The sequence below is a fragment of the Sphingomonas sp. RIT328 genome (assembly GCF_000632225.1).
In the GTDB taxonomy this organism is placed as follows: Bacteria; Pseudomonadota; Alphaproteobacteria; order Sphingomonadales; family Sphingomonadaceae; genus Sphingomonas; species Sphingomonas kyungheensis.
This window is the reverse complement of sequence record NZ_JFYV01000021.1, coordinates 36,355-57,404: the sequence shown is the minus strand read 5'-3', so window position 1 is coordinate 57,404 and position 21,050 is coordinate 36,355. Positions and strand designations below refer to the sequence as shown.

The window sequence follows — 21,050 nt, the reverse complement described above, 5'->3', positions numbered from 1 at the left end:
GGGCGGGATGACGATGCGCCCAATGAGTCTATGGCCGCCCTGCCGGCTGCCGAGGAGAGGGCGAGCGATGTGCTTCCCTATGCTGCGGCTCAGCTCACCACCCGGAACGTATAGCTATATTCGCTCTGCGGCGCGCCGGTAACGCCGGCGATGCGCACCGTGTAGCGCACGCCCGCTTGCAGGCCGGTGACGCGCCACTGGATGTTGTTGGCGACGCCATAGCCTTCGTTGTCGCTCGACACGTCGGTGACGGCGAGCGTGCCGGACGGGCCGGTGACGGTGATCGTCGCGTTGGTGAAGCGGACGTTGGCGTTGGCGCCGAAGGTGCTCGTCGTCCCGGCGATGACGCTGAACGACAGATAGCTCGATAAGCTGAAATAGCGCGCCGGATAGTCGCCCGACGGATAGGCGACATAGCCGGGCACACTGGCCGGTGCCGCTATGCCGCCGGTGAAGTTGAACACGCGCATCGAGGCGGCGCTGGCGCGGCTGCCGTCGGGCAGGACGAGGGCGACGCGGCCGTAGGAGGTCTTGCCGAGGAAGGGGTTGAGGATCCAGCGGCGGTGGCCGATCGACTCGCTGCCGCCTTCGGTCAGCCACAGGCCGAGGTAGTCATCCTCGCTGTCGAAGCCGAGGCCGTTGCCCCAGCCGCCGATCAGGTTGCTCGATCCGGCGGCGGTGGCGCCGCTCGCACTATAGCAGGTCCAGCTGGTCGGCGGCGTGTGGCTGAGCTGTTTGTTGACCGCCATCATCAGCGACGAATCGGCCTCCTGCGCATCTTCCGTATCGGAATAGGTGACGGCGGGGAGCTGGTGGAGCGCGCGGATCGCGTTGAGCTTGGCGAGGAAATCCGCCTTGACGCTCGCCTTGAGCGTGCCGGCGCGACAGGTCGCGGCATCGGGTGCGACGTCGTAGAGCGCGCCGGCGGCGGCGGCCCAGCTCGTCGGCGCAGGGGTTGGCGTCGGTGTTGGCGCGGGAGTCGGCGTCGGGGTCGGCGTGGCGCTCGGCGTCGGTGTCGCGGTCGGCGTGGTGACGACCGCGACCGGAGTACCGGCCGTGCTGGTGTCGCCGCCGCCGCCGCCGCAACCGGCGAGCGCGATCAGAAGGGCGGTTGCGGCGCTGGTCCTGGCGATCTGCATGGCCGCCAGTCTAGCCGGGGGATTATTGCCAAGGTCTTGTTAGAACGTTGCTTTTGTCGCCCTGCTGGCACGGTTCGGCGCGGCGTCGGCAAACCCGGGCGTGCCTCGTCACCACTTCGTTGCAACACGTGGCGCAGGCGGCGCGACCGTCGATGTCAGCGGTCCTTCCAGGGGTGAGCGAATGCGACCATGGCGGGTCGCCGCGTCCCGGCGGCCCGGTACGAGCTATCCCTTCATCGCCAGCGCCCGCGCGTAGAGGATCTTGCGATCGAGCCCGAACGCCTTGGCTACCTCGCCCGCCGCCTTGGCGACGGGGAGCCGGGTCAGCGCCTCGGCGAGCGCGGCGTCGGCGTCGAGCGGGTCCGGCGGCGGCGGTGCGATCGGCGGGGCGATGACGATGACGATCTCCCCCTTGGGCGGCGCATCGGCATAACGGGCGGCGAGCTGGTCGAGCGTCCCGGTGACGGCTTCCTCGAACCGCTTGCTGATCTCGCGCGTCACCGCCGCGTCGCGATTGCCGAGTCCCTCCGAAAGCGCGGCGAGGCAGGCGGCGAGTCGGGGCCCGGACTCGTACAGCACCAGCGTCGCGCGCACCGGGGCGATCTCGGCGATCGCCTGCGCCCGCGCCTGGGCCTTGCTCGGCAGGAAGCCGACGAAGAGGAAGCGATCGGTCGGCAGGCCGGCGAGCGTCAGCGCCGCGATCGCCGCGCACGGCCCCGGGATGGTGACGACATGCCGTCCGGCGGCACGGGCATCACGCACCAGTTTATAGCCCGGATCGGAGATCAGCGGCGTTCCCGCGTCGGAGACGAGCGCGACCGACTCGGTCGCCATGCGCGCGATCAGGCCGGGGCGCATGCCTTCCGCATTATGGTCGTGATAGGGGATCATCGGCCGCTTGACGCCGATATGGCGGAGCAGCCCGGCGGTGACGCGGCTGTCTTCCACCGCTATCACGTCGGTGCGGGACAAAATGTCGGCGGCGCGCGGTGATAGGTCAGCAAGATTGCCGATCGGCGTCGCGACGATGTAGAGCCCGGCTTCTAAAGGTTCGGATATGGCCACGGGGGACGTCATGGCAGAGGCAGCGACACTTGGACAGCCGGGGATGACCCGGCGCTGGCTGCGGCGAAGCGTCGCCCTGGTCGCGGCGAGCCTGCTCGCGGCCTGTTCGACGGTGGTGCCGCGTGCACCGGTGACCGCGCCCGACCGGCCGACCCGGCCGGCGGTCAATCGCCCCGAGCCGGTCGAGGCGGGGCTGCCGCGCGATACGCAGCGCAACCGCGTCGCGCTGCTCGTGCCGCTGTCGGGCAGCAACGCCGGCGTCGGTCGCTCGATCGCCAATGCGACGATGCTCGCGGTGCTCGATACCGGCACCGACAAGGTGCGGATCACCAATTACGACACCGCGACCGGTGCGGCGGCGGCGGCGAATCGCGCGATCGGGGAGGGCGCGCAGCTGATCCTCGGGCCGCTGCTTGCCGACGACGTGCGCGCGGTCGCGCCGATCGCCAAGGCGGCAAACGTGCCGGTGCTGAGCTTCTCCAACGATTCGTCGGTGGCGGGTAACGGCACCTATCTGATGGGCTATGCGCCGTCGCAGTCGATCGATCGGGTGGTGCGCTATGCCGCCGGTCGCGGCGTGACGAGCTTCGCCGGGCTGATCCCCAACGGCCTGTACGGCGAGCGTGCCTCGACCGCCTTCCTCCGCTCGGTCGAGGGAGCGGGGGGATCGGTCGTCTCGCTGCAGACCTATGGCCGCACCGCGGGCGGCATCGCCGGCGCGGTGACGCGGCTCACTGCCAAGGCGCCCTATGGCGCGGTGCTGATCGCCGACGGCGGCACGAGCGCCGCCACCGCTGCACCGCTGATCAAGCGCGGCAGCGGTGCGACGACGCACATCCTCGGCACCGAATTGTGGAATTCGGAGACGAGCATCGCCGCCAAGCCGGCGCTCAACGGCGCCTGGTTCGCGAGCGTCGCCGACGGGCTCTATCGGCAATATGCCGCCAAATACCGCGCCCGCTACAATGCCGCGCCCTATCGCCTGTCGAGCCTGGGCTATGACGCGGTCCTGTTGACGGTACGGATCTCGCGCGACTGGCCGGTCGGGCGACCCTTCCCCGAGGCGCGCCTGCGCGACGCCGACGGCTTCGCCGGGATCGACGGCGCCTTCCGCTTCGGCCGGGACGGCATCGCCGAGCGGGCGCTGGAGGTGCAGGAGATCCAGAACGGCACGACCGTGACGGTCTCGCCGGCACCGGCCGGGTTCGGGAAGTAGGGTGACCGGCCGGATGACCGGCGGCTGAGCGGCAGGCTTGGGTTCACGCGAAGACGCGACGACGCGAAGATGGTGCGCGTGAGTGCCGTGCTGCACTTGCACCATCGACGGTGGGACCGCGCGCTATCGTGTCGTGCATCTTCTCCGCGCCTCCGCGCCTCCGCGTGACCATCTGTTTCGTCGTGTCCTGGCGGCTTCGCACGAATGACCCGGCGTCGGCACGCTGCGCGATCGGCATTTTGACTCATGCGGAGGCGCGGAGGCGCGGAGGCGCGATCGGGAAGGGTGCTGGCTTTCCCTGACGGTACGAAGCGACGTTGGAATATTGCTATCGCGCGAGAGCGTTGATCTTGCATCAGTGCTCCCGCGGAGGCGGGAGCCCAGTGTTCTTCACGCCGTCAGCCATTGCTCTGCTTGGCCACTGGATTCCCGCCTGCGCGGGAATACTGCGAAACGTCATCCCGGACGTGTCTCGGCATCCATTGCTCCGCTAGAGCGTAAGGCGTTGCTTTCGCGGCACGGTGGACCCCGGAACACGTCGGGGGTGACGGCGCATTTTGGGCGAGGCCAGGACTTTTGCAGAGGTCTTGCCCGCGCGGGAATACTGCACCTTGAGCAATCGTCGTCGCAAAATGAAAGGACGCGGCTTCGCGGCATCGCCGTGAAGACTGGCGGCCAGCCCTATCCTCGCACCTCCGCATGCAGGACGAAGCCGGCAGCAGGGACGCCAGCGGGCGCCCCCCGATCACCCACTCACGCCAGCACCGCATCGCGCACCACCAGCGGCAGGATCGCGTCGAGCAGCAGCGTGCCTGCCGCCGTCACGATCAGTCGGGCGTCGGTGCGGGCGACGAGGCCTTGCGTCTCGAGCCGTGCCACCGCGCTCCAGTCGACCGGCGCCTCGCCGCCGGCGAGCGCGGCGACATGGGAGAGGTCGACGCCCTCGCGCAGCCGCAGGCCCATCACCAGCGCCTCGCTGGCGCGGTCGTGCGCGATCAGCGGCTCCTCGATCTGCAGGCCGTGGCCGTTGCGTGCCACCGCGGCGAGCCAATTCTCCGGCTTCTTATGGCGCTGCGTCGCGAGGCCGCCGCGGCGGCCGTGCGCACCCGGGCCGATGCCGGCATAGTCGCGGTAGCGCCAATACGTGAGATTATGGCGGCTCTCCGCGCCGGGGCGGGCGTGGTTGGAGGTCTCATAGGCGGGCAGGCCGGCGGCGTCGGTCAGCGTGCGCGTCGCCTCGAACAGATCGGCGGCGGCATCGCCGTCCGGCAGCACCAGCCGCCCCTTCGCCGCCTCCGTCGCGAAGCGCGTCCCCGGCTCGATGGTCAGCTGGTAGAGCGAGAGATGCTCGGTGCCGAGCGCCAGCGCGCGGGCGAGCTCCGCCTCCCAGTCCGCCAGCCGCTGGCCGGGCAGGGCGTAGATCAGATCGAAGCTGACGCGCGCGAACGCCGCCTGCGCGGTGGCGAGCGCCGCCAGCCCCTCGTCGACGCCATGCGCGCGATCGAGGAAGCGCAGCGCCGCCTCGTCGAGCGATTGCAACCCGAGCGAGACGCGGTTGACCCCCGCCGCGGCGATGTCGGCGAAGCGCGCCGCCTCGACCGAGGAGGGGTTGGCCTCGAGCGTGATCTCGATATCCGCGGTCGGCGGCCAGTAGCGCTGCGCCGCGTCGAGGATCGCGGCGACGGTGGCAGGCGGCATCAGCGACGGCGTGCCGCCGCCGAAGAAGATCGAGCCGAGCCGCCGCCCCGGCAGCGCCCGCGCCTCATGCGCCAGATCGGCGAGCAGCGCGTCGCGCCACGCCTGCTGATCGACGCTGTCGCGGACGTGGCTGTTGAAGTCGCAATAGGGGCATTTGGACACGCAGAACGGCCAGTGAACGTAGAGCGCGAGCGGCGTCTTGTCGGAATCCATGATGACGCCGATATGGCGGCGATGATCGCAAAACGCCACTCATGGCTCGCCGCGGCGATGCTGCTGCTCGGCTGTTCGCAGGTGCCCGAGCGGCCCGAGCGGGTGGTCGAGCCGCGCGCCGCCGAAGGGCCCGCCCCGCGCGGATCGCTGCTGCTGCGGCAGGCGATGCTCGCCGGCCAGAATGCGGCGCGGGCCGATGTCGGTGTGCCGCCGCTGACGTGGAGCGAGCCGCTCGCCGCCGCCGCTTTGTCCTATGCGCAGGAGATGGCCCGCACCGGCCGCTTCGCGCATGCCGACCAGCCGCAGGGGATGACCCGGCAGGGCGAAAACCTGTGGATGGGATCGCGCGGCGCCTATCGGTTCGACGAGATGGTCGGCCATTGGGTCGCGGAGAAGAAGGACTTCCTCAACCTGCCCGTGCCGCAGTCGAGCCGCACCGGGCGCTGGCAGGACATCGGCCATTATTCGCAGATAGTCTGGCGCGGCACGACGCAGGTCGGCTGCGCGATCGCCAGCAATGCCAAGGACGATTATGTCGTCTGCCGCTATTCGCCGCCGGGCAACGTCTGGGGGTCGATCGCCTATTGAGGCCGCTCACCCGCGGTTTTCGTAGCGTCTGGCGATCTCGCCGCTGGTCTTTTCGATGCCCGGATAGATGGTGCTCGACTTGATGTTCATCCAGTGCAGCGTGGCGAGGATCGCCGCCTTGTTGCGGATCGTGATCCGTCGGACCTCCAGGTTGCTGTGCCCGGTTTCGGGCAGCAGCGCGTCGTGACCGAAGAGCAGGAAGGCGCCGGACTGCGAGGCGATCCGCGCGTGAGTGTTGCGCCCCTTGATGAAGACGATGCCGCTGAGATCGGCAGGGTTGATGCACGGCTTGAAATACGGTTTCTCCGCCCGGATGACGTGCAGCAGGCGTTTGGCTTCGTCGGTCTCATTGAACTCGGCGATCGACAGATCGGTGCGCATCTTGTTCTTATGGTCGTCTTCCAGCATCGCGAGATTGGCGATGCAGCTGACGGTGTCCGAGTCGAAGAATTTGATGTCGGCGCGCTTGGTGGTGATGATGACCACCTGACCGTCGACTGCCTCGCCCGCCGCATCCAACGGGCTTTCCGAGCAACAGAAATAGAGTGCGACGAGCGGATTGGACGTCACGTCGAGCAGGCGCGTCGGCAGGCCGTAATGCTGCATGCGGACCAGCCGGTCGATCATGAAGGTATCGGAGCGGAATTCGTCGGGATGCGCGGTCAGCAGTTCGCGGACCATCACCGCCTCGTTGCGCAGATACCGCGGCACGCCGCCGTCCGGATGGCGCCGGAACAGCGAGGGTTCGAGCGCGTAGCGATGATCGGCATGGCCGCGGTAGAAGACGTCTTCGGCGTCGATGGTCCCGCCGAGCACATGGGCCAGGAAGCTCTCGACGCTGTCGGCGACCGGATAGGCGACCGGGACCTCGCCGGCCGGCTCGAGCGTCACCGGCTGCGCCGCGGCGCCGTGACGGCGATCGGTCAAGCCGAGCGCGAGGAGGCTATCCTCCAGTGCGCCATCCTTGATCGCCCAATGCGTGCGGGTGAATTCCCATTTGCCGAGATGCAGCGCCCCTTCGAATGCGTCGCGGTCCTCGACCGGCAGGCAGCCGAAATGACGGTCGAGCGCGAAGGTGTAGCGGATGACGTTGCGGTCGACCCGCAGATCGGAGACGCGGCCGGTCCGCATCGTGACATAGAGGGTGCCGGCGTCGGTGGAACGCAACTCGCTCATGAACACGGCCGGCAAGCTGCCGACCTGCGCCAGACTGGCCGCATCGACCGGTTTCAACCGCTCGGCGATCGCGACGTCGGTGTATTCGAGATAGCGGGAGAGCGGGAAACTGGCGACGTGCGGCTCGCCGATCGGTACGTCCCAATCCTCGTCGCGTCCCATCATCACCAGGTTGAACATGGATTTACCGTCGCTTGCCTCGTCCGATCACCCTTGTGCAGGATGACGGTCGGCGAGGGGCGAAAGACCGCGCCGTTATGGAGGAAACGGCACCCGGTCGAAGCTATCCGATCATCGCCGTCGTGTATGGCGCATAGACCCGCCACCCCAGCGTCGCGTACAGAGCGGCGCCCATCTGCGTCGCGGTGAGCACCTGCCGCGCGGCGGGATCGGCCTGCGCGCCCAGCGCGAGCATCAGCGCACGGCCGAGGCCGCGGCGGCGATGCGCGTCCTCCACCACGATCCGGTCGTAGACGAAGATGCCGTCATGCTGCGCCGCATAGCCGCTCGCCGCCGCCGCGCCATCGTCGGTGGTGATGACGGCATGCATCACCGCGCCACGTCGCGTCACGCTCAGCCGGTAATCCATTGGGAGGACGGGGACGGCCGCCACCGGCCGATCGGGCACCATCATGCAATTGGCGTCGGTGATCGTCCAGCCGGGCGGCAGCAGCGCGCGAAACGTCGCCGCGTCGGCGCATAATTTGACGAAGATGCCCGGCGCATCGATCGACCCGAGCAGTGTGGTGAGGCCCGGCCCCGGCGTGGCGAAGAGATAGCGCCGGCGCTCGATCGTGCCGCCGGTATCGACGCGCCAGCCGCCGTGATCGTCGACCGGCGCGGGTAGGTCGCGCGACAGCGAGCGGGCGGCGAGCCAGCCCCGCACCAGGACCGGATCGACGCCCGCCATCGCCTTACAGCACCGCGGCGACCAATTGCCGGAAGGCATCGGCGCGGTGGCTGATCGCATGTTTGGCGGCGGCGTCCATCTCGCCGAACGTCTGCTCGCCGCCGATCGGCAGGAACATCGCGTCATAGCCGAAGCCGTTGCCGCCGCGCGGCGGCCACACCAACGTGCCGTCGACGCGGCCTTCGAACCATTCGACATGGCCATCGGGCCAGGCGAGTGCCAGCGCGCAGACAAAATGCGCAGCGCGCGGCATGTCGGGCTCTTCGTTGAGCCGATCCTCGACCAGCCGCATCGCCAGATCGAAGTCCTTGGCTTCCCCCGCCCAGCGCGCCGAGAAGATGCCGGGATCGCCGCCGAGCGCATCGACGCACAGGCCGCTGTCGTCGGCGAGCGCAGGCAGGCCGGACAGGTCCGCCGCCTGCAACGCCTTGAGTTCGGCATTGGCGACGAAGGTGGTGCCGGTCTCCTCGGGCTCGGGCAGGTCGAGTTCGCCCGCCGACACCGGCTCGATGCCGTAGGGCCCGAGCAATTCGGCGATCTCGCGCACCTTGCCGGCATTGTGGCTGGCGATCACCAGCCGGCCGGGGCTGAGCTTGCGGATCGCCTGCGGCGTATCGCCTTCGCCGCTCATCGGCTCGCCCGGTCCTGCGCCGCGAAGATCTCCGCGCAGCCGATCCGCGCGAGGCGGAGCAGGCGGAGCAGTGCCTCCTCGTCATAAGTGGCGTGTTCGGCGGTCGCCTGCGCCTCGGCGATATTGCCGTTTTCGAGCAGCACGAAATTGCCGTCCGCATCCGCCGCTGAATCCTCGGCATAATCGAGGTCGAGGACCGGCGTACCCTGGTAGATGCCGCAGCTGACCGCGGCGACCTTCTGCCGGATCGGATCGGCGGTAAGCTTGCCGCTGGTCAGCAGCGTGTTGACCGCGAGGCGCAGCGCCACCCAGGCACCCGAGATCGCCGCGGTGCGCGTGCCGCCGTCGGCCTGGATCACGTCGCAGTCGAGCGTGATCTGGCGTTCGCCGAGCAGCTTCATGTCGACCACCGAGCGCAGCGAGCGGCCGATCAGCCGCTGGATTTCCTGCGTGCGGCCCGATTGCTTGCCCTTGGCGGCCTCGCGGCTGCCGCGGGTGTGGGTGGCGCGGGGCAGCATGCCATATTCGGCGGTCACCCAGCCTTCGCCCTTGCCGCGCAGGAACGGCGGCACCCGCTCTTCGAGACTGGCGGTGACGAGCACCTTGGTGTCGCCGAAGCCGACCAGCACCGATCCTTCGGCATGGCGGGTGAAATTGGGTTCGATGCTGATCGTGCGCATCTGGTCCGGGGCGCGGCCGCTGGGGCGCATGCAATTCTCCTCGTGGGTCTCTTTGCGCAGCCCTAGACGGCGGGGCGGGCCCGCGCCAGTCGCCAGATGGCGAACGGCCAGCCGCCGCTGTTGCCGCATCGCGCGGCACGTCTACATAAGGAGTCATGGCTACGCCCGTCACCGAACTGACCGATCGTGCGCGCGACATCTTCCGCGCGGTGGTCGACGGCTATGTCGCGAGCGGGATGCCGGTGGGGTCGAAGACGATCGCGGTCGCCTCGGGGCTCAACCTGTCGCCCGCGTCGATCCGCGGGGTGATGCAGGAGCTGGAGGAGCTGGGACTGCTCGCCAGCCCGCATACCAGTGCCGGCCGCATCCCGACCGAACGCGGGCTGCGGCTGTTCGTCGACGGCATGATGCAGGCGCTCGAACCGTCGGCGGAGGAACGCGCGGCGATCGAGGCGCGCGCCGGCCATCGCGGCCCGGTCGAGGAGGCGCTCGCCGCGACCACCGCGGCGCTGTCCGGCCTGTCGGCCTGCGCCGGGTTGGTGATGGTGCCCAAGCGCGAGCTGGCGCTGCGCTCGATCGGCTTCGTCGCGCTGTCTCCCGATCAGGCGATGGCAGTGCTGGTCAGCGAAGACGGATCGGTGGAGAACCGCGTCATCCGATTGCCGGCGGGCATGACGCCCTCGGCATTGATAGAGGCGGGCAATTACATGACCGCGACCTTGTCCGGCCTGACGCTCGCCGAGGCGCGCGCGCGCGTCGGGCGGCAACTCGCCGAAGGCGAGGCGGCGCTGGACGGCGCGGCGCGTGCGCTGGTCGAGGCGGGGCTGGCGGTGTGGAGCGAGGATGGCGCGCGCCGCCCGGTGCTGATCGTGCGCGGGCAGGGGCGGCTGATCGACGCCGCCGCCGCCGCGGATCTCGACCGGGTGCGCGACCTGCTCGACGATCTCGAGGGCAAGCAGGACATCGCGCGCCTGCTCGACAGCGCCAGCGCCGGTGACGCCACCCGAATCTTCATCGGCGCGGAGAACAATCTGTTCGCGCTGTCGGGCTCGTCGGTGATCGCCCGGCCGTTCCGCGGGGCGGGCGGACGGGTGATCGGCGTGGTCGGGGTCATCGGCCCGACGCGGTTGAACTATGCGCGCGTCGTGCCCATGGTGGATTTCACGGCGGCAACGCTCGCCCGTTTGATGGGCTGAACACAGGGACCTACATGACCGAAGACACCAAGATCGACGTGGACACGCTGCGCCAGGATACGGCGGAGGCCGCTCCGGAAGTGGCCGAGCATGACGATAGCGCCGCGCGGATCGCCGACCTCGAAAACCAGCTAGCCGATGCCAAGCAGCAGACGCTGTATGCGCAGGCGGAAATTCAGAACGTCCGTCGCCGCGCCGAGAAGGAAGTGGCCGACGCGCGTAACTATGCGACCACCTCGTTCGCGCGCGACATCCTGTCGGTCGCCGACAATCTGGCGCGCGGCCTGTCGGCGATCCCCGCCGATCTGCGGGAGGACGAACGGCTCAAGGGGCTGATCACCGGACTGGAAGCGACCGGGCGCGAGCTGGAGAGCGTGTTCGCGCGCAATGGCATCACCAAGGTCGAGGCGATGGGCGCGCTGCTCGATCCCAACAAGCATCAGGCGATGATGGAAGTGGCAAGCGATGCCGAGCCCGGCACGATCGTGCAGGAAATGCAGGCGGGCTATATGCTCAAGGACCGATTGCTGCGGCCGGCGCTGGTCGGCGTGGCGAAGAAGCCGGCGTAAGGCGGATCGGCCGGCCTTCGTGGGCCGGCCGGGTTCGAGCGCGAGGTCGACGCGCGGTGGGTTTGACTGAGGCCCTTTGCCTGTCGGCCAATAGGACCAACAGGTCGTCAGACCTGCGCCGCCCTGAGCACCGCGTTGATCCGCGCCTGCCAGCCGGGTCCGGTCTCCCGAAATTTGGCGAGCACGTCGCGGTCGAGGCGTAGCGTCACCTGCTGCTTGGTCGGTGCCGCCTGCGCGCCGCGCATCCGCATCCGCTCGCGCCGCTCGATCAGCGACTGTTCGAGCGCTTCTTCGGTGATGTCAAAGTCCTCAGGATCGTTCGGATCAGCGGGGATTGCGATGGTATCCGCGAGCTTCTGCATCGTTACTTCTCCTCACCGAGATGAACCTCGTCGTGTTTGCGCGCTCGACGAAGACGGCCGTCCACAGGCGGTCGTCGACCATGCCGACCGCTTTCCAACGCACCTCGCCATCTTCCGGTCGCGGGGATGGAATGCGCAGCACGCCAGCGTCAGCGAAGATCCGCGCGCCGAACGCCAGCGGCACGCCGTGCTTGGCGCGGTTGATCACGTCCTTGGCCGGATCGAACGTGACGTCCATGGCTGATTGTAACTACGATCAGCCTGTCAATCAAGTGGACGCTATGTGCCTGATCCGGCTAGGATCGCTGCCATGAACCCCAATCTCACCATCGATCGCCCGACCTTCGTCACGCATCTGGAATGCTCGCTGACCGGCGAACGTTATGAGGCGGACCGGCTGCATGGCCTGTCGCGCGCCGGGCGGCCGTTGCTGGTGCGCTACGATCTGGCAAGGGTGCAGGCGAGCCTGTCGCGCGAGGCGCTGACGGCGCGGCCGACCGATCTGTGGCGGTGGCGCGAGCTGCTGCCGGTGCGGCGGACGGACGATATCGTCAGCCTCGGCGAGATCGAGACGCCGCTGGTGCCCTTGCGGCGCTGCGTCGACGGGCCCGACGTCTGGGTCAAGGACGAGGGGCGGTTGCCGACCGGCAGCTTCAAGGCGCGCGGACTGGTGATGGCGGTGGCGATGGCCAAGGAGCTCGGCGTCACCCGCATCGCGATGCCCACCAACGGCAATGCCGGCGCGGCGCTGGCGGCCTATGCGACGCGGGTGGGGATCGAGACGATCGTCTTCTGTCCGGAGGATACGCCCGAGGTGAACGTGCGCGAGATCGCGATGCAGGGCGCGCGGGTGTGGCGGGTCAACGGCCTGATCGACGATTGCGGCGCGATCGTCGGCAAGGGCGCGGCGGAAGGGCGCTGGTTCGACTTTTCGACGCTGAAAGAGCCCTATCGGATCGAGGGCAAGAAGACGATGGGGCTGGAGCTCGCCGCGCAATTCGGCTGGCACCTGCCCGATGCGATCTTCTACCCGACCGGCGGCGGCACCGGGTTGATCGGGATGTGGAAGGCGTTCGACGAGCTGGAAGCGCTCGGCTGGATCGGATCGAAGCGGCCGCGCATGTATGCGGTGCAGGCGAGCGGTTGCGCGCCGATCGTCCGCGCGTTCGAGGCGGGCGAGGAGCATGCCGAGCGCTGGGAGGACGCGCATACCGTCGCCGCGGGCATCCGCGTGCCGCGCGCGGTCGGCGACTTCCTGATCCTGCGCGCGGTGCGGGCGAGCGGCGGCAAGGCGGTGGGCGTGGGCGATCCTGCGATCCTCAAGGCGGTCGACGATGCGGCGCGCAAGGATGGACTACTGCTCTGCCCCGAGGGCGGCGCGACGCTCGCCGCCTATCGCGATGCGCTGCGGACCGGCGAGGTCGACGAGGAGGAGCGCGTCGTGCTGTTCAATTGCGCGACCGGGCTCAAATATCCGATGCCCGAGGCGCCGCGGACGCTCGACCGGCATGGGGTGATCGACTTCGACGCCTTGTGAGGGATGATGCACCACTTCGGGAGAGGGTGACGCGTCACCCCCCAACCCTCGTCATCCCCCAACCTTCGTCATCCCGGCGAAAGCCGGGATGACGAAAATGAGAGGGCCTCTTTCAACGTCAGAGGATCCGGATCGAGGGATCCGAAACCGCCCGCCGTTGCTCACCGGAACGGCAGCAACGTCTCATATTGCGCGAGCGGCGGTGCGCCGGGGACGCGGGCGCCATGGCGGAGGAGGAAGGCGTGGCGGACGATCTCGCCCTGCTGTTCGATCCCATAGCGGTGCAGCGGCTGGCCGGGCTTGATCGCATAATCGTAACGGCACCAGGGATGGCGCGCGAGCGGCAGGAAGATGCCGCGCTGATGCTGCCAGATGTGCACCATCTCGTGGATGAACAATCCCTGGTCGGTCAGCGCCGCGGTGCCAAAATCGTCGCGCCACTGCGAGCCCTTGGGGTGGAAATGGATACAGCCGCGCGGCGCCATCACCGTGTCGCGCGGCTGGAAGAAGGCCCATTTCGTCCGCGACAGCCGCACCGCGTCATAATCGATCGTGTCGTGGAAGACCGATCGGGCGAGGTCGCGTTCGGCGGGCGTGAGCGGGCGGGCGGGGGCGCTCATTCTTCGTCATCCCCGCACAGGCGGGGACCCGGACGCACCGGTCGTTCGTCGGCCGCGCCGACGGTGTCTACACGCACCTGCCCGCGCCGGATGGACACTGTGGCTCGGCCGCCCATTCTCAGAACGACGGTGCCGGCGCCGCTGCCGCCACCGCCGTCGCGCCGACATAGATGCGCCCGCCATTGGCGAAGTTGAGCGTCAGATTGTAGATCCGCCCCGCCTTGGCCTTGGGGTTGATGTCGAACAGCATGACGTGGCGGCCACCGGGGGCGAAGACGACCTTGGCCTTGGCGGGGACCGCGACGCTGGCGAGCGGTGTCATCGCCGCCATGCCGCCGGCCCCGGTCATGCTCTCGTGCATTTCGCCGCGGACGGCGATGTCGGCGGAAACGTCGATCAGCGTCGCGTCGGAGCGGCCGCCGTGCAGCGTGAAATAGGCCGCGCCCGGCCGACCCGGCACCGCCGGCAGCCGGATCCAGGCATCATCCGCCGTGACCCGCTCCGGCCCGCCGCAGCCGCCCAGCGCCGCGACGAGCACCAGCGCCACTCCCACTCCCGTCCGGCGCATCCCCGGCTCCTTCCCGCAAAAGCGATCGTTTCCTTCGCAAGCCCTATGGCGCACGCCGTCTTGCGGCAAGCGGAACCCCACCTATATCGCCGCCATACATCGGAGCCTTCCGCTGCCGTAACGGGGCAAAGGTTCCATGGTTTTTGTATGTGAGGGGCTAAGCAAGCACACATGGCTAAAGTAATCGGTATCGACCTCGGCACGACCAACAGCTGCGTTGCGGTGATGGAGGGCGGCAAGCCCAAGGTGATCGAGAATGCGGAAGGCGCGCGCACCACGCCGTCGATCGTCGCCTTCGCCAAGGACGGCGAGCGGCTGGTCGGCCAGCCGGCGAAGCGGCAGGCGGTGACCAACGGCGACAACACGATCTTCGCGGTGAAGCGCCTGATCGGCCGCCGGTTCGACGATCCGATCACCAAGAAGGACACCGAGCTGGTCCCGTACCATATCGTCCGTGGTCCGAACGGCGACGCCTGGGTCCAGGCCGGCGGCAAGGATTATTCGCCGTCGCAGATCAGCGCCTTCACGCTGCAGAAGATGAAGGAAACCGCCGAGAGCTATCTCGGCGAGACGGTGACGCAGGCGGTCATCACCGTGCCGGCGTACTTCAACGACGCGCAGCGTCAGGCGACCAAGGACGCCGGCCAGATCGCCGGCCTCGAAGTGCTGCGCATCATCAACGAGCCGACCGCGGCGGCGCTGGCCTATGGCCTCGAGAAGCAGGACGGCAAGACGATTGCGGTCTACGACCTCGGCGGCGGCACCTTCGACGTCTCGATCCTCGAGATCGGCGACGGCGTGTTCGAGGTGAAGGCGACCAACGGCGACACCTTCCTGGGCGGCGAGGATTTCGACAACAAGCTGGTCGATTATCTCGCCGAGGGCTTCAAGAAGGATGAGGGCATCGACCTCACCAAGGACAAGCTCGCGCTCCAGCGCCTCAAGGAAGCGGCCGAAAAGGCGAAGATCGAGCTATCGTCGGCCGCCTCGACCGAGGTCAACCTGCCGTTCATCACCGCCGACCAGAACGGCCCGAAGCATCTCGTCAAGACGATCAGCCGCGCCGATCTGGAGCGTCTCGTCGACGACCTGATCAAGCGCACGATCGAGCCGATGAAGAAGGCGCTCGCCGATGCCGGCGTCAAGACCGACGACATCAGCGAAGTCGTCCTCGTCGGCGGCATGACCCGCATGCCCAAGGTGCGCGAGGCGGTGAAGCAGTTCTTCGGCAAGGAACCGCACACCGGCGTCAACCCGGATGAGGTCGTCGCCATGGGCGCCGCGATCCAGGCGGGCGTGTTGCAGGGCGACGTCAAGGACGTGCTGCTGCTCGACGTGACGCCGCTGTCGCTCGGCATCGAGACCCTGGGTGGCGTGTTCACCCGGATGATCGATCGCAACACGACGATCCCGACCAAGAAGTCGCAGACCTATTCGACCGCGGACGACAACCAGGGCGCGGTGACGATCCGCGTCTTCCAGGGCGAGCGCGAGATGGCGGCGGACAACAAGCTGCTCGGCCAGTTCGATCTGGTCGGCATCCCGCCGGCGCCGCGCGGCGTGCCGCAGATCGAGGTGACGTTCGACATCGACGCCAACGGCATCGTCAACGTCTCCGCCAAGGACAAGGGCACCGGCAAGGAGCAGCAGATCCGCATCCAGGCCTCGGGCGGCCTGTCGGACAGCGACATCGACCAGATGGTCCGTGACGCCGAGCGCTTTGCCGAGGAAGACAAGAAGCGTCGGGCCGGCGCCGAGGCGAAGAACAACGCCGAATCGCTGATCCACACCACCGAGCGGCAGCTCGCCGACAATGGCGACAAGGTCGATGCCGCGCTCAAGGGCGAGATCCAGTCGGCGATCGATGCCGCCAAGGCGGCGGTCGCGACCGGCGATGCCGATCAGATGACCGAGAAGAGCCAGGCGCTCGCCCAGTCGGCGATGAAGCTCGGCGAGGCGATCTACAAGCAGGGTCAGGCCGATGCCGCGCCCGAGTCCGCCGGTGCCGAGGCGCCCAAGGACGATGTGGTCGACGCCGAATTTTCGGAAGTCGACGACCACAAGGCGTAAGTGACGTCAGGCCCCTTCTCCGGTGGAGAGGGGGCCATGTCTCCGGGGGCGCCGCCCTGGACTATCGTCTCGCGCTAGAGGACCGGCATGAGCAGCACAGTCGATTATTACGAATTGCTCGAATGCGAGCGGGGCGCGGACGGGGCGACGATCAAGTCCGCCTATCGCAAGCTCGCGATGAAATACCATCCGGACAAGAACGCCGGATGCAAGGACAGCGAAGCCAAGTTCAAGGCGGTCAGCGAGGCCTATGAGGTGCTCAAGGACCCGCAGAAGCGTGCCGCCTATGATCGCTACGGCCATGCCGCCTTTCAGAACGGCGGCGGCGGCGGTCCGCAGGATTTCAGCGGCTTCTCCGACATCTTCGAATCGGTGTTCGGCGAATTCATGGGCGGGGCGCGCGGCGGTGGCCGGGCCCAGCAGCGCCGCGGCGCCGACCTGCGTTACGACATGGAAGTGACGCTCGAGGAAGCCTATCACGGCAAGGCAACCGAGATCACCGTCGACGTGTCGGCGCAATGCGACACCTGTCACGGCTCGGGCGCCAAGCCCGGCACCCATGCGTCGACCTGCCGCCAATGCAACGGCCATGGCAAGGTGCGCGCGCAACAGGGATTCTTCGTCGTCGAGCGGGCCTGTCCGGTGTGCCAGGGCGCGGGCGAGATCATCGCCGATCCGTGCGGCGACTGCCGTGGCGAGGGCCGGGTCGACAAGACCAAGACGCTCAGCGTCAACGTGCCGCCGGGCGTCGACGAGGGCACGCGCATCCGCCTGTCCGGCGAAGGCGAGGCGGGACCGCGCGGCGCGCCGGCGGGCGATCTCTACATCTTCCTCCATGTCAAACGTCACCCGATCTTCGAACGCGAGGGCACGACGCTGTTCGCGCGCGCGCCGATCAGCTTCACCACCGCGGCGTTGGGCGGCGCGCTGTCGATCCCGGGGCTCGACGGGCGGACGCACGACATCAAGATTCCGGCGGGCATCCAGTCGGGCAAGCAATTGCGCCAGCGCGGCGCGGGCATGCCGGTGCTGCAAGGCCGCGGCCAGGGCGATCTGGTGATCCAGATCGAAGTCGAGACGCCGACCAAATTGTCGGTGCGCCAGCGCGAATTGCTCGAACTGTTCCGCGAGACGGAGACGGGCGACGAATGTCCCGACAGCCAGGGCTTCTTCGCCAAGCTGAAGGGCGTGTTCGCGGCGGAATAGGATGGGCCGGGCGGGCGCAGCCATCTTGCGCGCGTCCGGCAAATCCGGAAGATGCCGGCTCGGCTTGACGGGGGTGGCATGCGCGGACAGGTTTTGGGTGTCGACCAGCGAAGTGGCGACGGACTCGTCGCTGGCGAGGATGGACAGCGGTACCGCTTCACGCCGGCGGATTGGGCGCAGCGCGGCGAGCCCGCGATCGGTGTCACCGTCGATTTCGAAACCGCCGGCGACCATGCGCTCAACGTCTTTCCGCTGCCCGTGCCCGGGGGCGATCGGCACGTCCTCGCTGCGCCGCCGACGCGGGTGGTGGCGAGCGACCGCAACAAATTCGTCGCCGCGCTGCTGGCGTTTTTCCTCGGCACGCTCGGCGTGCATCGTTTCTATCTGGGGCGCACCGGATCGGCGGTGACGATGCTGGTGCTGACCTTCACCGTCGTCGGCATGCTGGTCAGCGGCCCTTGGGCGCTGATCGACGCGTTGCGCTATCTCTTCATGTCGGAGCGGGAGTTTGCCGTACGCTATGCGCGCCCTGCTTGAACGACTGTGCCCCTCGGCCCGGTCGGGCAAAGGGGCTGTCGGTCTGGCTTACAGCGTCGAGATGATCATCCCGACCACCAGCGCCTGAGCCGCGATCGCCAGCACACTGCTGGCCGCGGTTTCGAACATACGCATGGACGGTCTCCGATGCCGGAGGAATATCCGGCAAGAGGGAGATGGTATTTATTGCTTTTAAGCGCAACTTTGTTGCTTGCATGCGAGGATGCGTTTCCCGCAACCGTAACAAGAGCTGCGCCGCAGCGTAGATCTCATATCTTGCCACGGTCCGCCGCGCGCTGTCAGACTGGCGCTTTGTCCTCGGAGACCGCCATGTTCCGTGCCCTGTCCCTCGCCACCGCGATCGCGCTGACCGCGGCGCCCGCCGCCATCGCCGACGCGCGTGTCGCCGCGCCGCGCCTGACCCAGACCTCGTTCGAGCAGCTCAAGCAGCCGCTGCCTCTGCCCTATGACGCCAGCGCGGATGCGACCGCCGCGGTTGCCGCTGCCAAGGCGCGGGCGCTCAGGGGCCACAAGAAATTGCTGATCGATCTCGGCGGCAATTGGTGCCTCGACTGCCGCTTGCTTGCCGGGGTGATGGAACTGCCGGCGATGCGCGGCTTCGTCGCGCGTCATTATGAGGTGGTCACCGTCGATATCGGCCGGTTCGACAAGAACCTCGCGATCCCGGCGCATTACGGCATCAAAGGGCGGCTCGCCGGCGTGCCGGCGCTGCTCGTCGTCGATCCGAAGACCGACCGGCTGGTCAACGCCGGACGCGAGACCGCGCTGGCGGATGCGCGCTCGCTGTCGCCGCAGGGCCTCGCCGACTGGCTGGCGCAATGGGTGTGAGCTAAATCCTCCCCGGCATGGGGAGGTGGCACCGCGCAGCGGTGACGGAGGGGGGCTTCCACAGGCGCGGCGCGTCTGGAAGCCCCCTATACAGTGCCGGGGAGGAGTGGTTCAGCCGAACACCCGCGCGAAGATCGTATCGACGTGCTTGAGGTGATAGCCGAGGTCGAACTTCTCCTCGAGCTGCGCCGGCGACAGCGCCGCGGTCACCTCGGGGTCGGCCTTGAGCAGGTCGAGCAGCGACAACTGCCCGTCCGACTCCCACACCTTCATCGCGTTGCGCTGGACGAGGCGATAGGAATCCTCGCGGCTCACCCCCGCCTGGGTCAGCGCGAGCAGCACGCGCTGTGAATGGACGAGGCCACCCATCTTGTTGAGGTTCTTGTCCATCCGCTCCGGATAGACGAGCAGTTTGTCGATCACGCCGGTCAGCCGGGCGAGCGCGAAGTCGAGCGTGATCGTCGCATCGGGGCCGATATATCGCTCGACCGACGAATGCGAGATGTCGCGCTCATGCCACAGCGCGACATTCTCCAGCGCCGGGGTGACATAGCCGCGCACCATCCGCGCGAGGCCGGTGAGATTCTCGGTCAGCACCGGATTGCGCTTGTGCGGCATCGCCGACGAGCCCTTCTGGCCGGGCGAGAAATATTCCTCCGCTTCCAGCACCTCGGTACGCTGGAGATGGCGGACCTCGGTCGCCAGCCGCTCGATCGACGAGGCGATGACGCCGAGCGTCGCGAAGAACATTGCATGCCGGTCGCGCGGGATGACCTGTGTCGACACCGGTTCGACGGTCAGGCCGAGCTTGGCGGCGACATGCTCCTCCACCGAGGGATCGATGTTCGCGAAGGTGCCGACCGCGCCCGAGATCGCACAGGTGGCGATATCGGCCCGCGCCGCCACCAGCCGCGCGCGGCAGCGGGCGAACTCGGCATAGGCCTGGGCGAGTTTGAGGCCGAAGGTGACCGGCTCGGCATGGATGCCGTGGCTGCGGCCGATCGTCGGCGTCATCTTATGCTCGATCGCGCGCCGCTTGAGCACGGCGAGCAGCGCGTCGAGATCGGTGAGCAGGATATCGGCGGCGCGCGCGAGCTGCACCGCGAGGCAGGTGTCGAGAACGTCGGACGAGGTCATGCCCTGATGCATGAAGCGCGCCTGGTCGCCGACATTGTCCGCGACCCAGGTGAGGAAGGCGATGACGTCATGCTTGGTCACCGCCTCGATCGCATCGATCGCCGGCACGTCGATCGCCGGATTCGTGCGCCACCAGGCCCATAGCGCCTCGGCGGCATCTTTCGGCACGACGCCGAGCTCGGCGAGCGCATCGGTGGCATGGGCTTCGATCTCGAACCAGATGCGAAAGCGCGCCTCGGGCGTCCAGATCGCGGTCATCTCGGGGCGGGAATAGCGGGGGACCATGATGTTCCTTCGTCCAGGAGTCCGCCGCGCCCCTAGCAGCGTCGCCGCGCCGCCACAAATGCTCCGGCGCGCGTCAGATCAGCCCCTGTGCCTTGAGGCTGACGTGGCTGTTGCGGCCGATGATGATGTGATCGTGGACGAGGACGCCGAGCGCTGCGCCCGCATCGGCGATCGCGCGGGTGACGGCGACGTCGGCGCGGCTCGGCGCGGGGTCGCCGGAGGGATGGTTGTGGACGAGGATGATCGCCGCCGATCCCAGGTCCATCGCGCGCCGCAGCACCTCGCGGACGTGGACCGCCGCCTGATCGATCGAGCCTTCGCTCATCACCTCGTCGCGGATCAGCATGTTGCGTGTGTTGAGGTGGAGCACGCGGAACCGCTCGACCCCGCCATAGGCCATGTCGGCGCGCAGATAGTCGAGCAGCGCCTGCCAGTTGCTCAATATCGGCCGGTCGAGCGTCTCGCTGCGGAGCAGCCGCACCGCGATCGCCTGGACGATCTTGATCGCCGCCGCGGCGGACGCGCCGACGCCCTTGACGCGGGTGAGCGCCGCGGCATCGGCGGCGAGCAGCCCGCCGATGCCGCCGAACTCGCGCAGCAGCGCCTTGGCGATCGGCTTGGTGTCGATCCGCGGGATCGCCAGCATCAGCAGATATTCGATCAGCTCATGGTCGAGCAGCGCTTCGCCGCCGCCGCCGAGCAGGCGCTGGCGCAGCCGTTCGCGGTGACCGGCGGTGTCGTCCGGCGGGGGAGGGGGCGCGGCCATCGCGCCGGAGGCTATCGTCGTGCCGGGACGGA

22 protein-coding genes are annotated in these 21,050 nt (G+C 68.3%); 9 read left to right on the top strand and 13 right to left on the bottom strand.

What is annotated here, in order from left to right; all coding sequences use genetic code 11:
• Positions 1 to 89: 89 nt before the first annotated feature.
• Positions 90 to 1,139 (bottom strand): CAP domain-containing protein, encoded by a 1,050-nt coding sequence (locus BW41_RS20970; RefSeq protein ID WP_037534272.1) that lies wholly within the window; start codon positions 1,137 to 1,139, stop codon positions 90 to 92.
• Between the two features lie 225 nt (positions 1,140 to 1,364).
• Positions 1,365 to 2,216, bottom strand: a complete 852-nt coding sequence (rsmI, locus tag BW41_RS10575; RefSeq protein WP_037534271.1) for a 16S rRNA (cytidine(1402)-2'-O)-methyltransferase — start codon at positions 2,214 to 2,216, stop codon at positions 1,365 to 1,367.
• Between rsmI and BW41_RS10570 the strand changes: the two genes are divergently transcribed.
• A complete protein-coding gene (locus BW41_RS10570; protein ID WP_037534270.1) occupies positions 2,215 to 3,420 on the top strand; it encodes a penicillin-binding protein activator in 1,206 nt (401 codons plus the stop codon). The genes rsmI and BW41_RS10570 overlap by 2 nt on opposite strands.
• A gap of 753 nt (positions 3,421 to 4,173) precedes the next feature.
• On the opposite strand, the gene hemW is transcribed toward BW41_RS10570, so the two are convergent.
• Positions 4,174 to 5,331, bottom strand: a complete 1,158-nt coding sequence (gene hemW, locus BW41_RS10565; RefSeq protein WP_037534283.1) for a radical SAM family heme chaperone HemW — start codon at positions 5,329 to 5,331, stop codon at positions 4,174 to 4,176.
• A 12-nt stretch (positions 5,332 to 5,343) separates the two neighbouring features.
• Here hemW and BW41_RS10560 point away from each other — a divergent pair, with 12 nt between their 5' ends.
• Positions 5,344 to 5,919: a CAP domain-containing protein gene (locus tag BW41_RS10560; RefSeq protein ID WP_037534269.1), complete on the top strand. Its 576-nt coding sequence runs from the start codon at positions 5,344 to 5,346 to the stop codon at positions 5,917 to 5,919.
• Positions 5,920 to 5,925: 6 nt separating this feature from the next.
• Here the strand turns inward: BW41_RS10560 and BW41_RS10555 are convergent, their stop codons facing one another.
• The 4 genes from BW41_RS10555 to rph all read right to left on the bottom strand — a co-directional run bounded on the left by BW41_RS10555 (position 5,926) and on the right by rph (position 9,346).
• The gene (locus BW41_RS10555) at positions 5,926 to 7,275 is read right to left on the bottom strand and encodes an FRG domain-containing protein (protein WP_037534268.1); all 1,350 of its coding nucleotides are present in this window, start codon (positions 7,273 to 7,275) and stop codon (positions 5,926 to 5,928) included.
• 103 nt (positions 7,276 to 7,378) lie between these two features.
• A complete protein-coding gene (locus tag BW41_RS10550; protein ID WP_037534266.1) occupies positions 7,379 to 8,005 on the bottom strand; it encodes a GNAT family N-acetyltransferase in 627 nt (208 codons plus the stop codon).
• Between the two features lie 4 nt (positions 8,006 to 8,009).
• The gene (gene rdgB, locus BW41_RS10545) at positions 8,010 to 8,636 is read right to left on the bottom strand and encodes an RdgB/HAM1 family non-canonical purine NTP pyrophosphatase (protein WP_037534264.1); all 627 of its coding nucleotides are present in this window, start codon (positions 8,634 to 8,636) and stop codon (positions 8,010 to 8,012) included.
• Positions 8,633 to 9,346 carry a ribonuclease PH gene (gene rph, locus BW41_RS10540; RefSeq protein WP_037534263.1) on the bottom strand — a complete coding sequence of 238 codons (714 nt, stop codon included), beginning with the start codon at positions 9,344 to 9,346 and terminating at the stop codon, positions 8,633 to 8,635. Before rph ends, rdgB begins: the two co-directional genes overlap by 4 nt.
• A 125-nt stretch (positions 9,347 to 9,471) precedes the next feature.
• Here rph and hrcA point away from each other — a divergent pair, with 125 nt between their 5' ends.
• Positions 9,472 to 10,512: a heat-inducible transcriptional repressor HrcA gene (gene hrcA, locus BW41_RS10535; protein WP_037534261.1), complete on the top strand. Its 1,041-nt coding sequence runs from the start codon at positions 9,472 to 9,474 to the stop codon at positions 10,510 to 10,512.
• A gap of 14 nt (positions 10,513 to 10,526) precedes the next feature.
• The gene (gene grpE, locus BW41_RS10530) at positions 10,527 to 11,081 is read left to right on the top strand and encodes a nucleotide exchange factor GrpE (protein WP_037534260.1); all 555 of its coding nucleotides are present in this window, start codon (positions 10,527 to 10,529) and stop codon (positions 11,079 to 11,081) included.
• A 107-nt stretch (positions 11,082 to 11,188) separates the two neighbouring features.
• Here grpE and BW41_RS10525 read toward each other — a convergent pair whose 3' ends face one another.
• Positions 11,189 to 11,443: a BrnA antitoxin family protein gene (locus BW41_RS10525; protein ID WP_051583432.1), complete on the bottom strand. Its 255-nt coding sequence runs from the start codon at positions 11,441 to 11,443 to the stop codon at positions 11,189 to 11,191.
• The gene (locus BW41_RS10520) at positions 11,406 to 11,681 is read right to left on the bottom strand and encodes a BrnT family toxin (RefSeq protein WP_037534259.1); all 276 of its coding nucleotides are present in this window, start codon (positions 11,679 to 11,681) and stop codon (positions 11,406 to 11,408) included. The genes BW41_RS10525 and BW41_RS10520 overlap by 38 nt, the downstream gene beginning before the upstream one ends.
• A gap of 72 nt (positions 11,682 to 11,753) precedes the next feature.
• Between BW41_RS10520 and BW41_RS10515 the strand changes: the two genes are divergently transcribed.
• Positions 11,754 to 12,980 (top strand): threonine synthase, encoded by a 1,227-nt coding sequence (locus BW41_RS10515; RefSeq protein WP_037534257.1) that lies wholly within the window; start codon positions 11,754 to 11,756, stop codon positions 12,978 to 12,980.
• Positions 12,981 to 13,141: 161 nt separating this feature from the next.
• Here BW41_RS10515 and BW41_RS10510 read toward each other — a convergent pair whose 3' ends face one another.
• Both BW41_RS10510 and BW41_RS10505 read right to left on the bottom strand, forming a co-directional pair.
• The gene (locus tag BW41_RS10510; RefSeq protein ID WP_037534256.1) at positions 13,142 to 13,600 is read right to left on the bottom strand and encodes a hypothetical protein; all 459 of its coding nucleotides are present in this window, start codon (positions 13,598 to 13,600) and stop codon (positions 13,142 to 13,144) included.
• A 118-nt stretch (positions 13,601 to 13,718) separates the two neighbouring features.
• Positions 13,719 to 14,168, bottom strand: coding sequence for a copper chaperone PCu(A)C (locus BW41_RS10505; RefSeq protein WP_037534255.1), 450 nt, complete (start codon positions 14,166 to 14,168; stop codon positions 13,719 to 13,721).
• Positions 14,169 to 14,339: 171 nt separating this feature from the next.
• On the opposite strand from BW41_RS10505, the gene dnaK reads away from it, so the two are divergent.
• The 4 genes from dnaK to BW41_RS10485 all read left to right on the top strand — a co-directional run bounded on the left by dnaK (position 14,340) and on the right by BW41_RS10485 (position 18,830).
• Complete coding sequence (gene dnaK / locus BW41_RS10500; protein ID WP_037534253.1) at positions 14,340 to 16,238, top strand: molecular chaperone DnaK; 1,899 nt, start codon at positions 14,340 to 14,342, stop codon at positions 16,236 to 16,238.
• A gap of 87 nt (positions 16,239 to 16,325) precedes the next feature.
• Complete coding sequence (dnaJ, locus tag BW41_RS10495) at positions 16,326 to 17,444, top strand: molecular chaperone DnaJ (protein ID WP_037534251.1); 1,119 nt, start codon at positions 16,326 to 16,328, stop codon at positions 17,442 to 17,444.
• A 78-nt stretch (positions 17,445 to 17,522) separates the two neighbouring features.
• Entirely contained in the window at positions 17,523 to 17,981 is a 459-nt protein-coding gene (locus BW41_RS10490) for a TM2 domain-containing protein (RefSeq protein ID WP_037534249.1), read from the top strand.
• A 330-nt stretch (positions 17,982 to 18,311) separates the two neighbouring features.
• Positions 18,312 to 18,830, top strand: a complete 519-nt coding sequence (locus tag BW41_RS10485) for a thioredoxin family protein (protein WP_037534247.1) — start codon at positions 18,312 to 18,314, stop codon at positions 18,828 to 18,830.
• Positions 18,831 to 18,941: 111 nt separating this feature from the next.
• On the opposite strand, the gene purB is transcribed toward BW41_RS10485, so the two are convergent.
• Together purB and radC are read right to left on the bottom strand one after the other, a co-directional pair.
• Positions 18,942 to 20,252, bottom strand: coding sequence for an adenylosuccinate lyase (gene purB, locus BW41_RS10480; RefSeq protein WP_037534246.1), 1,311 nt, complete (start codon positions 20,250 to 20,252; stop codon positions 18,942 to 18,944).
• A 73-nt stretch (positions 20,253 to 20,325) separates the two neighbouring features.
• Positions 20,326 to 21,018, bottom strand: a complete 693-nt coding sequence (gene radC, locus BW41_RS10475) for a RadC family protein (protein ID WP_037534245.1) — start codon at positions 21,016 to 21,018, stop codon at positions 20,326 to 20,328.
• Positions 21,019 to 21,050 lie beyond the last annotated feature (32 nt).